The sequence below is a fragment of the Aerococcus sp. NPDC058936 genome, from assembly GCF_042741995.1.
Lineage (GTDB): Bacteria > Bacillota > Bacilli > Lactobacillales > Aerococcaceae > Aerococcus.
On sequence record NZ_JBHYKZ010000004.1, the window covers coordinates 24,268 to 38,088 of the forward strand.

Here is a 13,821-nt window from a genome sequence, read left to right on the forward strand (position 1 = left end):
AATAAAAAAGCCGCTGATGTCATAGACATCAACGACGTTCTTTGAAATCTTATTTAACTGCATCTTTCAATGCTTTACCAGGTTTGAAAGCTGGTACTTTGCTTGCAGGGATTTCGATTTCATCGCCAGTTTGAGGGTTGCGACCTTTACGCGCTGCGCGGTCACGAACTTCAAAACTACCAAAACCGATTAATTGAACTTTTTCACCGTCAGCTAAAAATGCTTCGATTTGTTCGAAAACTGCATCTACAACTGGTGCTACATTTTTTTTAGAATCACCTACTGCATTTGCAACGTTTTGTACTAATTCTGCTTTATTTGCCATTCTAATTTCACCTCCTCCGAAATTCTTTCGGATATATTTATTCTAGAATAAATATATGGGATAATCGAAATGTCTCTCAGATAATCCTTTTATAGAATACCATACAAACCGCTATATAACAACGTTTTTGGTTAAAAATACGCGTATTTTTAACCTTTTTTGTTATTTTCTGTTTCTTGTGATAATTTGAATAGGCGTGCCTAAAAAATCAAAAGATTTTCTAATTTGATTTGAAAGAAAGCGCTCATATGAGAAGTGCATAAGCTCTTCGTCATTGACAAATGCCACAAAAGTTGGCGGTGCAGTTTTGACCTGTGTTAGGTAATAAATACGTAATTTTCTGCCCTTGTCAGACGGTGCTGGGTTAATACGAATCGCATCAACCAATACCTCATTCAATAATGATGATTGAACACGACGGTTGAAGTTACCATGAACGTGGGCAATCATTTCTGGTAGTTGCACTAAACGTTGTTTGGTTTCGGCAGATACGAAAATGATTGGTGCATAGTCGATAAACTGGAACTCACGACGAATGTCATCAGTGAATTTCTTCATGGTATGGTTGTCTTTTTCAAGAGTATCCCATTTGTTTACCACAATAATAATTCCGCGTCCTGCTTCATGGGCATAACCAGCGATCGTTTTATCTTGATCCCGGATACCTTCTTCAGCATTTAAGACAACTAGACACACTTGAGCTCTTTCAATTGCACGCATGGCACGCATCACTGAATATTTCTCAGTTGCTTCGTATACTTTACCACGTTTACGGATACCTGCTGTATCAATAATTTTATAAACTTGTCCGTCATCCTCGAAAGATGTATCGATTGCGTCACGAGTTGTCCCCGCTACGTTCGATACGATTACACGGTTCTCACCTAAAATCGCATTGACCAAAGAAGATTTACCTACGTTTGGACGGCCAATTAGGGCGAATGAAATAGTATCATCGTCATCATCATTTTCAATATCGTCTGGTGCCAAGTGGAATACTTCTTCTAGTATGTCCCCAATACCTAAACCGTGAGAGCCAGAAATTGGGTATGGATCGCCTAAACCTAATGAATAGAAATCATAAATTTCCGCTCTTTGTTCAGGGTTATCCACCTTGTTTACTGCCAGTACGACAGGTTTATCTGTCTTACGTAACATACTGGCTATTTGCGAGTCTGTCTTTGTCACACCTTCACGGACATTAGTCATCATGATGATAACATCTGCTTCTTCCATAGCAATTTCAGCTTGCAAGCGAATTTGTGTCATGAAATCTTGATCGTTAAATTCGATACCACCAGTATCAATTACATTTAATTGTTTTCCTAACCATTCACCCTGTGCATAAATTCTATCACGGGTAACGCCAGGTTCATCTTGGACAATTGAAATTCGGTCGCCAACAATGCGGTTAAAAATGGTAGATTTTCCCACGTTTGGACGGCCGACAATGGCAATTGTTAAATTAGACATCGTTTTGCCTCCTTTCAATAGCAAACATTGAAATAAAAAAGGTAGGCGAGTTTCCCCAACCTACCATCAAACCAAACTTATGGTTTATTAATAAAATTATTCGTTATCGTCGCCGAAATCGAAGTTTTTCAATTGGTCACCTAATAAGTCACCAAAAGTGAAACCTGATTCATCGTCAGATGATGCTTGAGCAGCATTGTTACGACGGTTGTTGTTTTGTTTACGAGGTTTGCTTTGACGTTTTTCTTCGCGAGGAGCAGCAGGTTGTGCAGATGCATCAACTTCTGGCGCTTCTTCTAAAGCTTTGATTGATAATGATAAACGTTCGTTTTCAGCATCAACGTCTAAAACTTTAACTTGGATAGCTTGACCCTCTGTCAATTTATCAGCTGGTGTAGCAATGTGGTCGTGAGAAATTTGAGAGATATGTACTAAACCTTCAACACCTGGGAATACTTCTACGAATGCACCGAAGTCAACTAAACGACGTACAGTACCTTCTAATTCAGCACCTTTAGGCGCTTTTTCTTCAATGTTTTCCCATGGTCCTGGTTGTAAAGCTTTAATAGATAGTGAAATACGTCCACGTTCTTCGTCAACTGAAAGAACTAATACTTCAACTTCTTGTCCTTCGCTTAATACATCTGAAGGATGGTTAACGTGTGCTTGAGCGATTTGAGAGATGTGTACTAAACCATCGATACCACCTAAATCAATAAATGCACCGAAGTTAGCCAAGCGAGCTACTGTACCTGATACTTTATCGCCTTCTTGGAATGAGTTTAATTTTTCTGCACGTTCAGCGACGCGTTTTTCAGCAGCGATTTCTTTGTGAGATAAGATTAAACGATTTTCGCTAGGTTCAATTTCAACAATTTTAACTTCTAATTCTTGGCCTTTGTATGGAGAGAAATCGTCAACGAAAAAGTCTTCAACCATTGAAGCTGGGATGAAACCACGTACACCCGCATCAACAACTAATCCACCTTTAACTACGCTCTTAACTGGAACAGTGATAGTTTCACCGTTTTCAGCTTTAACTTCTAATTCAGCCCATACTTTTTTCGCTTCGATACGACGGCGAGAAAGTAAGAATGAACCATTTTCTTTTTCTTTGATTTGTTTAATAACAACTAACTCTAAAGTGTCGCCAACTTTAGCAACTTCTTCGATTGAGTCAATTGGTTGAGCAGATAATTCTTTGAAAGGAATAACCCCTTCAACACCTGCGCCTTCGATACCAACAATTACTTGGTTATCGTCGATTGATAATACTTCACCTGTTACTGTATCACCAATTTTTACTTCTACTGATTCTGCAAGAATCTCTTCCATTGATGGAATTTCTTCATTATTTTGATTTTGTTCAAATTCGTTTGACATACTCTAAATCCTCTCCTAAATGTACTACCTCATTCGCACTAAGCCAATGATCAATTATTATTATATCAGTTATTTAAACTATATTCAACATTTTTTCCTCAGAGATAATAAAAGAGGTAGAATTCGCTTGAATTTTACCTCTTTTTGTGGTTGATAGTATTTTATGCAATATGAATTATGCAATCACACGTTGGATTTCAGCTAATATAGACGCTTCTACTTCTTCAAGTGTTAAATCAGATGAATCTAACATGATCGCATCGTCTGCAGGCACTAATGGGCTATCTTCTCGGGTCGAATCATACAAGTCCCGACGCTTAATATCTTCAATCAAGTCTTCAAGATTCATTTCTGAATAACCCTTGGCTTGATTTTCTAAAAATCGACGACGCCCACGTTCTTCAGCAGATGCGGTTAGAAAGATTTTCACTTCTGCATCCGGCAATACAACCGTCCCAATATCACGGCCATCCATTACAACGCCTTGGCCATTTTGGGTGTAGGCTCTTTGTTTTTCAACAAGGACTTGGCGTACTTCAGAAACTGCCGAGTAAGCAGAAACTGCTTTTGAGATACGGTCTGTACGAATGGCCTCTGACTGGTCCTGGCCGTTAACTAAGACGCGCTGGCCATTGTCTCCTGGTTCAAAGGTAATATCACTCGCTTCAGCCAAGACTTTCAATGCACCAGCGTCCTCAGCTTGAATGTGTTCATCAAGGGCTAGTAATGTAATTGCCCGGTACATGGCGCCTGTATCTAAGTAAACATAGGCTAATTTTTTAGCAATTTTTTTGGCAATTGTACTCTTGCCAGACGATGCTGGTCCATCGATTGCGACTTGAATCGCTTTAGACAATCTGTCCACCACTCTTTCATTCTATTAATTTACACGTAATACGGTTCCAGGTCCTATGCTAGAACTTTGTGTTAAACCGTTTAATTCAAGTAATTCATCTAGGGTCATACCGTTGTTCACTGCAATCCGATATAGGTTATCCCCTGCTTGAACAGTATAAGTACCTGTTGACTCAGACACACTTTCAGAAGAAGCTGATTCTTCTTCGGCTGCTACTGCTTGTGATTCAGCAATTGAAGCTGATTCAGCGGCACTTTGCGCTGCGGCTTCTGACGCTGCTACTGCTGCATTTGACTCAGCTACACTAGCTGCGATACTTGAAGATTCTTGTTCAGAAGCTATGCGAGCTGATTCTGATTCTGAGGCAGCTACTGCGCTTTCTGAGGCAGCAATTGATTCAGAGACAGATTCGGAAGCTGAAATAGATGCTGACTCACTGGCTTTTGAAATTGATTCAATATTTTGGGTTTTAGAAATCATGACTTGCTCAGTTGATTCCGGTTCAGGCACTTTGTCTTCATTATTCATATAGGCAATCAAAAGGAACGGTACAACTATCATTACAAATAGCAAGAAGGCAATTACTTTTGATGTTGTCGATATCGTATCTTGGTTGTTCTTCTTATTGCGAGCCGTTCTCGTATACTTTTGATTTTTTAAATTCTCAAATTCGCCGAACCCTTGATTCTGAAAGTCATCACTTGTAGGGGGGGTTTGGTCAGAAGATGCTGAACTGTCTTTTTCTGAAGCCTGTTCAGTTTCTACTTCTATATTTTCTTGATTTTTTTTCGTCAACTTGTCCCAGAATTTCATCCATATACCCCTTTCTTAACACTAAGAATTGTACCATGAACCCCTTTCTATGTCAGTATTTCTTTAGGCAATTTAACAAAACTTTATGGACCCATTTCAAGATAATAATTGCTGCAAACGTTGGGTCCACATTTCCCTGAAATCACCATCATGCTCGTCTTTTTCAACTGTTACTCTATTCGGTAGGGCCATTAAGTCTTGCCATATCGGTTGACTGTCATAGTCAGGTTGGCAATTACTGCAACATAATTCTGGTCTGTCCACTACCAGTTCATCAGCTTGATCTAATAGGAAAGTCCGGTAACACTGGTCATTAGCCATTAAATCTAACATTTGGTAGATTTGCCGCAACCGTTCCTGACGAAGTTTTTGGGCATGTACTTTTGCTGTTTGGTAATCAGTAAAATGATGGCGATAAAAGTACAACATGGCACTTATGCTATCTGGGTATTGGTCCACTTCACTTTGGGTTAAGGCCTGTTTAAACAGCCGTGCCAATAAATCATCCAACAAGTCTGCCTCATCTTCCAATAACCGGTGCATTTGCTGCAGTCTCGCTGCCTCGCGATTGTCATATAAGACAATGGATACTGATTGTTCCTGGTCCCGTCCTGCCCGCCCCACTTCTTGAATAAAATCTGCCATATTCTTGGGGAGGTGATAATGCAAGACAAAGCGTATATGACCATGGTTGATTCCCATACCAAAGGCTGACGTAGCAAAAACTACATCCAATTCATTTTGTAGAAACTGGCTTTGGATGATATGCCTATCCTCTAGACTTCTATCCCCATGGTAAGAAGCGACTCGCAAATCTGTATGAGCTTTCATCCATTGGTTGAGTTCCTCGAGTTCACTTTTATGGTGGACATAAACAATACCCGGCTTGGGTAGCTTGTCCAACCAGCCTTGCAATTTGTTTACCCTCACTTCACCAGCATCAATTTCATCGAATAGGTAGAAAATATTAGGCCGATCAACTGATTCCTTTATCAATTGAATAGGTTCTCCCTCTTCAAATAAGTAAGCCTTGATATCTGCCAGTGCAGATTGGTTAGCAGTGGCAGATAAGGCCAATGTTTTTGGTTGTTTTAAAAGCTGACGAACTTTTTTCAATTCGGTATATTGCGGTCTGAAGTCATAACCCCATTGAGAAATACAATGCGCTTCATCGACAACTAATAATTGAATGTCCATCCGCTGTAGGACCCGGATTACTTGATCTTTCAGGAGCATTTCTGGTGATAGAAATAGGAATTGATAGTCAGATAAGTGACTTAAAATATAAGCTTGTTCTCTGCGGTCATAGGTCGAATTTAAGGCAATGCCACGTCCTAACCCCATCCGTTGTAATTGACTGACTTGGTCTTGCATCAGGGAAATCAAGGGCGAAATAACCAAAGTTACCCCGGATTCGTGATATTGGTTGATTTGGTATATTAAAGATTTACCCCCACCAGTTGGTAAAATAGCCACCACGTTTTCCTGGCGGTCTAAAGCCTCTAAACTCGCCAATTGACCGGGTTTAAACTCTTGATAACCTGTCATTTCTTCCAGGCGTTTATGCCAATCTGTCATCATTAACTCCTTTCTGGTAGACGATATGCCAATACCGGTATAACCAATAATCTTTCTCGCCGAATCGTGCTTTGAAGGCTTCGTAATTTTCATCCGGTTCTTGTCTTAAAAGGGGGGAAATGTCTGTCAAATGAAGTTCTTCAACCACCAAGGGTTCAATGATTGCGGGAAAACTTAGGGCAATTTCTATGATATGTTCCGTTATGGTAGATAATTTTAACCGTCTTCTATCTGCTATTTTCTGCAGCGTCCAACCTTGATTGATCAAATTTAAAGTATCTTGCGTAGTCTGATTCCAAATTGGGAATTGTTTGAAAACCCCTTGGGCGAAGACTTGCAGCCATTGCGTTTCCACCTCTAAAGTATGACCACTTACCCAAGTTTGATATATTTGGTCCATCAAGGCCTGTTGGCTAATGACGATTACCCGCTTAGAAATCTGATGGCTTTCTGCTCCTTGTTCAAGGGTTTGTGCCGGTAATTTGGCCCCTTCAAACTGTTCTAGGAAGATAAGGGCTGCTTGGTCTGGAAAGGCAGATAGTTCCTTAGCAAGTTGCTGGTGAAGGCTTTTGGCTATGACTTGTAAGCCAGCTTGGGACGCGTCTGCCCTTTTGACCATTGAAATAAAGTTTTTGATCAGCTGCTGGACTTCTAAATCCTGGACGATTGGGCTATAGTGCGAGTTTTCGGCCTGAATATTGGAGAGGACTTGGAGCAATAATTTGAAGGCTAAATGGTGCTTGTGGTGGTGGCTTGGAATAATGAGACCGTTTCTTTTTTGAAGGATGTTATCAAATAGCAAATGCATATAATGACTATGATTTTCTTGGCGAAAAATAGCCTCCACCGAGATGTAATCAGCCACATTTTGGGTATAGGACATCCATACGTCTTTTTCAAGTTTTGGATAAAGCCCGAAATAGGCGGTTAAATTGTTTGAAAATGCAAAAAAAAGTGTTGTGGCTGTTCGCTTGCCAATCAACACTTGATATATGGAATTCGGGGGTAAGGCTTGGACTTTAAAAGCAATTGCCATTAATAAAGTATCCAATCCTATCCCTCCAACATTCCTATTATTATGATGCTCGACATGATTCTCTAGGTCTTATCATACCAGAAAATTGTCTAGGGTTCACTTTTAATTATGTGAATATTCGCGCGTACCGAATCGATTGACCAAGGTTGGTAAGGTTTGAACTAGGACGAAATGTGCTAGAAGGGAAACCAATACTCCTTTGATTAAGTTGAATGGGATGATACCCGCAAGAATATAAGTTTGCATGTTACCTACATCGAAGTTCATGACTTGCATATAGAATGGTGTGATCACGAAATAGTTTAAGATAGTCATCACTACTGTTAAAGAAAGGGTTGCAGCTAGGTAAGTAGCAATCGTTTTGCCGAAATTCATTTCTTTCGCTGATTTATTGCCTGCATAGACTGTCGCCATTTGGTCTTTCAATAAGTAGTAAATTGGCAAGATGTAAGCGATAGTTGCGATAAAGGCTGTTGCATCACCAATTGGAATCCCCATTTCACCACCTGTATACATATAATGTAATCCATTGGCGATCAGGCTGGCAGCAACTGCTTTTTTAGGTCCTGAAATGAATGCAACGAGTAAGATTGGTACGAGTGAGAAGTCTACCTTTAGATAAGGTAAAGCGGGGATGATTGGGAAACCAATGAACATCAATATAAATGATAGCGCCCCAACAATTGCGACCAATACAATTTCTTTAGTGTGATTTTTTCCCATGTGAATTTCTCTCCTTTTCTACTTCATGGGGTTGGCACTCAAAAGTGGAAATAAAAAAACTCTTTCCACCTTCAAGGTAAAAAGAGTATAGGCAAACAGACATAGTCCGCCCATCTTCTTCCATCCTGACTTTACAGTCGGTTCTAGAATTTCACTAGATCAGTCCCAAATGGGAGTCGCGGACTTTACCGCCGATCGGGAATTTCACCCTGCCCTGAAGATTGCTTCAAATTTTATTTAATTACAGTTCCTATTATAACAAGTATCTTACTTTTTTCAAGTAGAAAGCTTACTTTTTCTTGGCATTTGCTAACAATTCTTCGATTTCGTGTTTTAATAGGGTTCTGCTATCACCAGGTTTCAATCCTTTAAGGTCTAAAAATCCGTAACGTTCACGTTTCAACTTAATAACTGGATGTCCAACTGCTTCTAACATTTTACGGACTTGGCGGTTACGCCCTTCATGGATAACCAACTCGATAATAGTGGTCTTTTTGTCCTTATCAACAGAAAGAATTTTCGCTTGTGCTGGGGCAGTTCTCACGCCGTCAATTTCAACGCCTCGTTCTAATTGCTTACGTTCTTCTCCGGTTATCACACCCTCAACTTTAGCCACATAGACTTTGTTGATCTCATAGCGGGGGTGCATCAAGGTATTGGCGAATTCACCGTCGTTGGTCAATAACAAAAGTCCTGAGGTATTGTAGTCTAACCGTCCTACTGGATAAATCCGTTGTTCGATTCCTGGGAAAAAGTCAGTGACCACTTTCCGGTCTTTGTCATCTTTCACAGCAGAAATTACACCAGTTGGCTTGTAAAATACGTAGTAAACTGGCTCTTCTTTGTAAATTGGTACTTGGTCTACTTCAATACGGTCATTGTTAGATACCTTATAGCCCAACTCTCTCACAACCTCACCGTTTACTTTCACCCGTCCTGAGGCAATCAATTTTTCAGACTCACGTCTCGAGGCAACACCTGCATGTGCCATCACTTTTTGTAATCTTTCCATCTTTAAATAACTCCTATTGGTGACCTATTCAGTCGTTTCTTGTGTTTTTGTTTGGTTAAAGTCTGTCTGGTTAAAATCTTTTTGCTCAGGTTCACCATTATCATCAATTTTAAAAAGGGTTTCTTCATCTACCGAGCCATCTAAGACTAGATTGTGAATGTCCGGCAAGTCTTCTAAGGACTCCAAGCCAAAATATTGGTAGAAGTAAGACGTTACCCCATAAATAATCGGCCGACCTGGTGAATCCTGACGGCCCGTTTCCATAATTAAATCTCGCTCTAGTAATTTATGGATCATATTAGATGACTGAACACCTCGAATATCATCGATTGTCATTCGTGTGACCGGCTGTTGGTAGGCAATAATCGCCAATGTTTCCAATGCCGCTTGAGACAATTTCGTCGCAAAAGGAGAAACCGCGTAATTTTTCACTACTTCACCATATACTGCCTTAGTCACTAATTGAACACGTTCGTTAATAACGGTAATTCTTAATCCAGATTGGGGGTCATGTTGGAGACGATTTCGCAAAACCATCACGTAGTATAAAGCCCACTCCTGGCCTATCTCTAATAAATTTGCAAGTTCATCGACAGCAATCCCATCTTCTCCTGCTACGAAAAGTAAACTTTCTATTGCAGCGACTGCATTCATTCACTTTCCTCCCGTCTAATCAATTGAATATCTGCTCTTAAATCTTCTTGGTATAAGTATAACTCATTTGACTTCACTAATTCCAAAATCGCTAAAAACATGCTCACAATTTGACTGCGTGATTGAATTTTCCCAAGAAAAACAGCTTCTTGAAACATTAACACATCTCGGTCAGCTTCGATGAAGGCTTGTCGAATTTCCGCCATTGCAGTCCCTACCGAGTATGATTCTCCCGCAATCGTGGTTTGGATGGGTTGTTGATTTTTCAAGCGGAAGGCCATCTTTTGAATGGCTCTATACAAGTCATCAGGCGTTAATTGGCGACCCTTCATAGGGATTTTCTCCTGATAAGCCGATAAGTCTGATGGTTGTTTAGTATATTCTAACGACCGTTCAGCTTGTCTATCCGCTAAGATATGGGAAACTTCCTGATATTGCTGGAAAGCAAGTAATTGTTCCACTAATGAGTCACGTGGATCATCTTCTTCCTCAACCGCTTCTTTGGGGGTTTTTGGTAGCATCATTTGGGTTTTGATTTCCAATAAAGTAGCTGCCATCACCAAATATTCTGATGCAATATCCAGCGATAAGGCTTCATAAGTATGAATATAGGCTAAATATTGATCGGTAACCAAATTGATGGGAATATCAAAAATATCTACCTTTAAATCTTTAATTAAGTGTAATAGTAAATCAAGCGGCCCCTCAAAGGCCGCTAGATCTAATGTTAATTCACTTGGTTGTTCGTTCATCCTGACACTTGTCTCCTAGACTTGGGGTGTGTTTTCTTGTTTATTATCCAATTCCTTGTCCAACTCTTCTTGTCGACGTTTTGCCCATTTTGACAAAATCGTTGAAAGAGAAATTACCCCAGTAAGGGAATACACTGGAAATTCTTTCTTTAAAGCCGTTAAAAGATCGTATGTGAGACCTTCTTCTCTAAATGAAGGATTGATTGATAGATAACGCACGACTAAAGTATCTGTATCATCATGTTGGTCAAAGCCTACTAAACCGATGATATTATCAGAATTAGCTTCTTTCCATAAATAGATTTTACGTTCATGCTGATTAATTTTATCCATTTCTTCTGTAAGTTCAGAAAATTCTTTAAACTCAGGGATGTAGGATAATAGGCCCATTACGATTTTCTCGTATCTTCCTATATAAGGCACTAACATCTTTGCCCTCCTTTTACTTTTGCATAATAACAAAGTATGTGTAAGAGTACATTAGCATACATCGTCAATCAAGGCAATTTTTATTAAAAATAATTAAGGGTGTTAGAGACCGTTTAGCGCAACAACCCTGGAAAATGAGTGCCGTATCACACGCAATGTGATGCAAAATAATTTGAAGCGGACTTGAGCTGGTCGAACCAACCCGACTACGAAAAGGAGGACGCTTTACATCCTTGTCTGCTGCTAAGGCATGCGAGGAGGCTCCTGCCTTGGCAATATTTTTTACAATGTGCTTGCTGATAATATGATGTACCATTTGAATAAATTGTAAAATATATGCATTTTTAACAAATTGACTGATGATAAATTGTCAGCATAAGGTAGTGTATATTTTTTTCAAAAAAAGCAGTTTCAGTTTAATTAATGACCGATGACAAGTGGTGGTCCGTCACGATAGTTAATCTTTCCCATATCGATTTCACTAAAAATAGCCAGGTCTAAACAGACCTGACTAGATAGTTGTTGTTAGCCTTTTTTCTCACTTTGTCTTAAGGTATAAGATTGTTTCAGTGTGCCGAATAAGCCTTTGTCTGAGTATGTCAGGACATTTGACTTGTAGAAGTTGGCGGATAACCATAGGCAAAGGATTGAGAATAGTAGTGAAATGATGACCGACATGATTAATTCTTGGGTCGATACGGTTTCAGCAGCTATTCTGAATGGCATGACAAATGGTGTGAAGAATGGGATTTGTGAGGCTACTCGAACTAAGATATTGTTTGAGAAACCTAGTCCAAACATCCCAATATAAAAACCAATAATACTTAATATAATAATTGGTGTGATCATTTTATTCACATCTTGTACATTTGAAACAAGTGATCCAAGGAAGGCACCCAATACTGAATAGGTGATGATGCCCAAGAAGGCTAATAAGCTGGACCAACCAATGATAGATGCTGAGTTAGATAACAGGCCTGGAATTGTTTCGTCCCCTAATAGGGCTTGTAATTCTGCTGGCATTGGCGTGTTCATGATCAGGATAAAGATGATGCCTAGTAAGATTGCGTAGAAGGCAACTTGTGTCAGCAATACGAGGAAAATCCCCAACATTTTACCCATAAAATGGCTGGTTGATGAAATGGAAGATAGGACAATTTCCATGATGCGTGATCCTTTTTCCACGGCAATTTCTTGCGAGATGATAGAGATATAATTCATGACAAACATGAATACAATAAAGGATACAAGGTAGGCGACACCTGTTCGTACCATAGATTGAATGTCTTGGTCACTTTTGCTGGTACCGGATTCTAAATCAATGGTCTGGCTATGGATGGCCACGTTTGAATCGAGTAAATGACTGGATTCTTCTTCCGTCAGGCCTAATGCTTGCGCCCGGTAGGATAATTGAATACTTTCTAATACAGTTTGGAAGCCAGTAGTTGAGATGTTCTTCCCGGTATTACTTTTGTAGAATTCAACATGGATGGCTTCTGGATCACTTTCGTCAATGACTAGGTAGCCATCAATTTCTTCGTTTACAAGCGCTTCTGCTGCCTGGTCGACATCTTGGTCAAAAATCAATTGGTTCTGGCCATTGTCTTCCGTTTCAATTGCGCTGGCTGTTTGGTCAGTAGCACCAATGATGGCTACCGTACCGATTGAATCAGAGGCGGTTGCCATACCGATAACACCTGAAATAATAGCCACTACAGCAACCATCAAGATTGGGCTCAGTAATAGCATGACAAATGACCATGAAAAGACATTTTTCTTGTAGACCTCTTCAATAATAATACCTAAACGACTATTTCTCATGACGTCCACCTGCTTCCATTTTAAATATTTCATCTAGTGTTGGCGGTTGTTGGCTAAAGGATTGAATGTATTCACCTTTTGAGATGGTCTTAAATAATTCAGGCCCTATATTTTCATCTGCTAGGACTAACTTATATTCCCCTGTTGTCAATTGACTAACCGATTCCACCCCTTCTAATGTGGCTAGGGCTTCTTGATCCCAGCCCTCAGCTTGGATGAACAGTCTTGTTTTTCCGTAGGCATTACGCACATCATTAATTTGCCCGTACAGTTTCTGTTCTCCGTTATGAATCATAACAACTGAATCACAAACATCTTGGACGTTGGCCATGTTATGACTTGAAAAAATGATACATGCGCCTTGATCGCGCAGTCGTAGGATACCTTCCATCAAAAAGCCTGCATTCACTGGGTCTAATCCTGAAAATGGCTCATCTAAAATGACCAATTTTGGTTCATGGATTAAGGTGGCAATCAATTGGACCTTTTGTTGGTTCCCTTTGGATAAGGTTTTAATCTTATCTTTACGGTCACCTTTAACATTGAAGTTTTCTAGCCATTCATCAATTTTGGCATTGATTTCTTTCTTTTTCATGCCACGCAAGCGGGCAAAATACATGATTTGTTTTTCAATGGTCATGGTCTCATAAAGTCCACGTTCCTCGGGTAAGTATCCCACCGTGTCATACACTTTCTTCATATGTAAGGGTTGGCCGTCCCATTTAACTTGCCCCCCATTTTCTGGTGTTAGAAAATTTAGAATCATTCGAAAAATTGTCGTTTTGCCAGATCCATTCTGGCCAACAATTCCTAGTATGGTGCCCGGTTGAATTTCAAATGATACATCATCTACTGCGACAACTCTGCCGAAGGTTTTTCGTAGATGTTCTACTTGTAACATACACTTTCTCCTCCTTTTGTTTTCTTATGTTTTCTCTGTTTCTTTCCCTTGGTCTGCCGAAATGA

14 protein-coding genes and 1 riboswitch are annotated in these 13,821 nt (G+C 39.8%); all 14 genes read right to left on the reverse strand.

From position 1 onward, the window contains the following. Nucleotides 1–49: 49 nt before the first annotated feature. Nucleotides 50–325 (reverse strand): HU family DNA-binding protein, encoded by a 276-nt coding sequence (locus tag ACFW0C_RS04160; RefSeq protein WP_290490400.1) that lies wholly within the window; start codon nucleotides 323–325, stop codon nucleotides 50–52. 162 nt (nucleotides 326–487) lie between these two features. Further along, nucleotides 488–1,798 (reverse strand): ribosome biogenesis GTPase Der, encoded by a 1,311-nt coding sequence (gene der, locus ACFW0C_RS04165; RefSeq protein ID WP_378105638.1) that lies wholly within the window; start codon nucleotides 1,796–1,798, stop codon nucleotides 488–490. Nucleotides 1,799–1,894: 96 nt separating this feature from the next. Continuing rightward, nucleotides 1,895–3,181, reverse strand: a complete 1,287-nt coding sequence (gene rpsA / locus ACFW0C_RS04170; protein WP_378105640.1) for a 30S ribosomal protein S1 — start codon at nucleotides 3,179–3,181, stop codon at nucleotides 1,895–1,897. A gap of 175 nt (nucleotides 3,182–3,356) precedes the next feature. Then, complete coding sequence (cmk, locus tag ACFW0C_RS04175) at nucleotides 3,357–4,037, reverse strand: (d)CMP kinase (protein WP_378105641.1); 681 nt, start codon at nucleotides 4,035–4,037, stop codon at nucleotides 3,357–3,359. Between the two features lie 24 nt (nucleotides 4,038–4,061). Next, entirely contained in the window at nucleotides 4,062–4,850 is a 789-nt protein-coding gene (locus tag ACFW0C_RS04180; protein ID WP_378105644.1) for a LysM peptidoglycan-binding domain-containing protein, read from the reverse strand. 96 nt (nucleotides 4,851–4,946) lie between these two features. After that, nucleotides 4,947–6,428, reverse strand: coding sequence for a RecQ family ATP-dependent DNA helicase (locus tag ACFW0C_RS04185; protein ID WP_378105645.1), 1,482 nt, complete (start codon nucleotides 6,426–6,428; stop codon nucleotides 4,947–4,949). Further along, nucleotides 6,412–7,479 (reverse strand): helix-turn-helix domain-containing protein, encoded by a 1,068-nt coding sequence (locus ACFW0C_RS04190; protein ID WP_378105648.1) that lies wholly within the window; start codon nucleotides 7,477–7,479, stop codon nucleotides 6,412–6,414. The genes ACFW0C_RS04185 and ACFW0C_RS04190 overlap by 17 nt, the downstream gene beginning before the upstream one ends. An 87-nt stretch (nucleotides 7,480–7,566) precedes the next feature. Continuing rightward, a complete protein-coding gene (locus ACFW0C_RS04195) occupies nucleotides 7,567–8,187 on the reverse strand; it encodes an ECF transporter S component (protein WP_378105650.1) in 621 nt (206 codons plus the stop codon). A 108-nt stretch (nucleotides 8,188–8,295) separates the two neighbouring features. Continuing rightward, a riboswitch (FMN riboswitch) is annotated at nucleotides 8,296–8,413 on the reverse strand. A 63-nt stretch (nucleotides 8,414–8,476) separates the two neighbouring features. Further along, nucleotides 8,477–9,199, reverse strand: coding sequence for a pseudouridine synthase (locus ACFW0C_RS04200; RefSeq protein WP_378105652.1), 723 nt, complete (start codon nucleotides 9,197–9,199; stop codon nucleotides 8,477–8,479). Between the two features lie 24 nt (nucleotides 9,200–9,223). Continuing rightward, on the reverse strand, nucleotides 9,224–9,853 hold the full coding sequence (gene scpB / locus ACFW0C_RS04205; RefSeq protein WP_378105655.1) for an SMC-Scp complex subunit ScpB: 630 nt from the start codon (nucleotides 9,851–9,853) through the stop codon (nucleotides 9,224–9,226). Further along, complete coding sequence (locus ACFW0C_RS04210; RefSeq protein ID WP_378105656.1) at nucleotides 9,850–10,605, reverse strand: segregation and condensation protein A; 756 nt, start codon at nucleotides 10,603–10,605, stop codon at nucleotides 9,850–9,852. The genes scpB and ACFW0C_RS04210 overlap by 4 nt, the downstream gene beginning before the upstream one ends. A 15-nt stretch (nucleotides 10,606–10,620) precedes the next feature. Then, nucleotides 10,621–11,034 (reverse strand): GNAT family N-acetyltransferase, encoded by a 414-nt coding sequence (locus ACFW0C_RS04215; protein WP_378105658.1) that lies wholly within the window; start codon nucleotides 11,032–11,034, stop codon nucleotides 10,621–10,623. Between the two features lie 525 nt (nucleotides 11,035–11,559). Next, nucleotides 11,560–12,855, reverse strand: coding sequence for an ABC transporter permease (locus ACFW0C_RS04220; RefSeq protein ID WP_378105660.1), 1,296 nt, complete (start codon nucleotides 12,853–12,855; stop codon nucleotides 11,560–11,562). After that, the gene (locus tag ACFW0C_RS04225; RefSeq protein WP_378105663.1) at nucleotides 12,845–13,756 is read right to left on the reverse strand and encodes an ABC transporter ATP-binding protein; all 912 of its coding nucleotides are present in this window, start codon (nucleotides 13,754–13,756) and stop codon (nucleotides 12,845–12,847) included. The genes ACFW0C_RS04220 and ACFW0C_RS04225 overlap by 11 nt, the downstream gene beginning before the upstream one ends. Between the last annotated feature and the right edge of the window lie 65 nt (nucleotides 13,757–13,821).

What these genes read in the sequence shown, in the direction of transcription:
- ACFW0C_RS04160 (WP_290490400.1), bottom strand. Translation starts at nt 325, where the DNA reads ATGGCAAATAAAGCAGAATTAGTACAAAACGTTGCAAATGCAGTAGGT.
- der (WP_378105638.1), bottom strand. Translation starts at nt 1,798, where the DNA reads ATGTCTAATTTAACAATTGCCATTGTCGGCCGTCCAAACGTGGGAAAA.
- rpsA (WP_378105640.1), bottom strand. Translation starts at nt 3,181, where the DNA reads ATGTCAAACGAATTTGAACAAAATCAAAATAATGAAGAAATTCCATCA.
- ACFW0C_RS04180 (WP_378105644.1), bottom strand. Translation starts at nt 4,850, where the DNA reads ATGAAATTCTGGGACAAGTTGACGAAAAAAAATCAAGAAAATATAGAA.
- ACFW0C_RS04185 (WP_378105645.1), bottom strand. Translation starts at nt 6,428, where the DNA reads ATGACAGATTGGCATAAACGCCTGGAAGAAATGACAGGTTATCAAGAG.
- ACFW0C_RS04195 (WP_378105650.1), bottom strand. Translation starts at nt 8,187, where the DNA reads ATGGGAAAAAATCACACTAAAGAAATTGTATTGGTCGCAATTGTTGGG.
- ACFW0C_RS04200 (WP_378105652.1), bottom strand. Translation starts at nt 9,199, where the DNA reads ATGGAAAGATTACAAAAAGTGATGGCACATGCAGGTGTTGCCTCGAGA.
- scpB (WP_378105655.1), bottom strand. Translation starts at nt 9,853, where the DNA reads ATGAATGCAGTCGCTGCAATAGAAAGTTTACTTTTCGTAGCAGGAGAA.
- ACFW0C_RS04210 (WP_378105656.1), bottom strand. Translation starts at nt 10,605, where the DNA reads ATGAACGAACAACCAAGTGAATTAACATTAGATCTAGCGGCCTTTGAG.
- ACFW0C_RS04215 (WP_378105658.1), bottom strand. Translation starts at nt 11,034, where the DNA reads ATGTTAGTGCCTTATATAGGAAGATACGAGAAAATCGTAATGGGCCTA.
- ACFW0C_RS04220 (WP_378105660.1), bottom strand. Translation starts at nt 12,855, where the DNA reads ATGAGAAATAGTCGTTTAGGTATTATTATTGAAGAGGTCTACAAGAAA.
- ACFW0C_RS04225 (WP_378105663.1), bottom strand. Translation starts at nt 13,756, where the DNA reads ATGTTACAAGTAGAACATCTACGAAAAACCTTCGGCAGAGTTGTCGCA.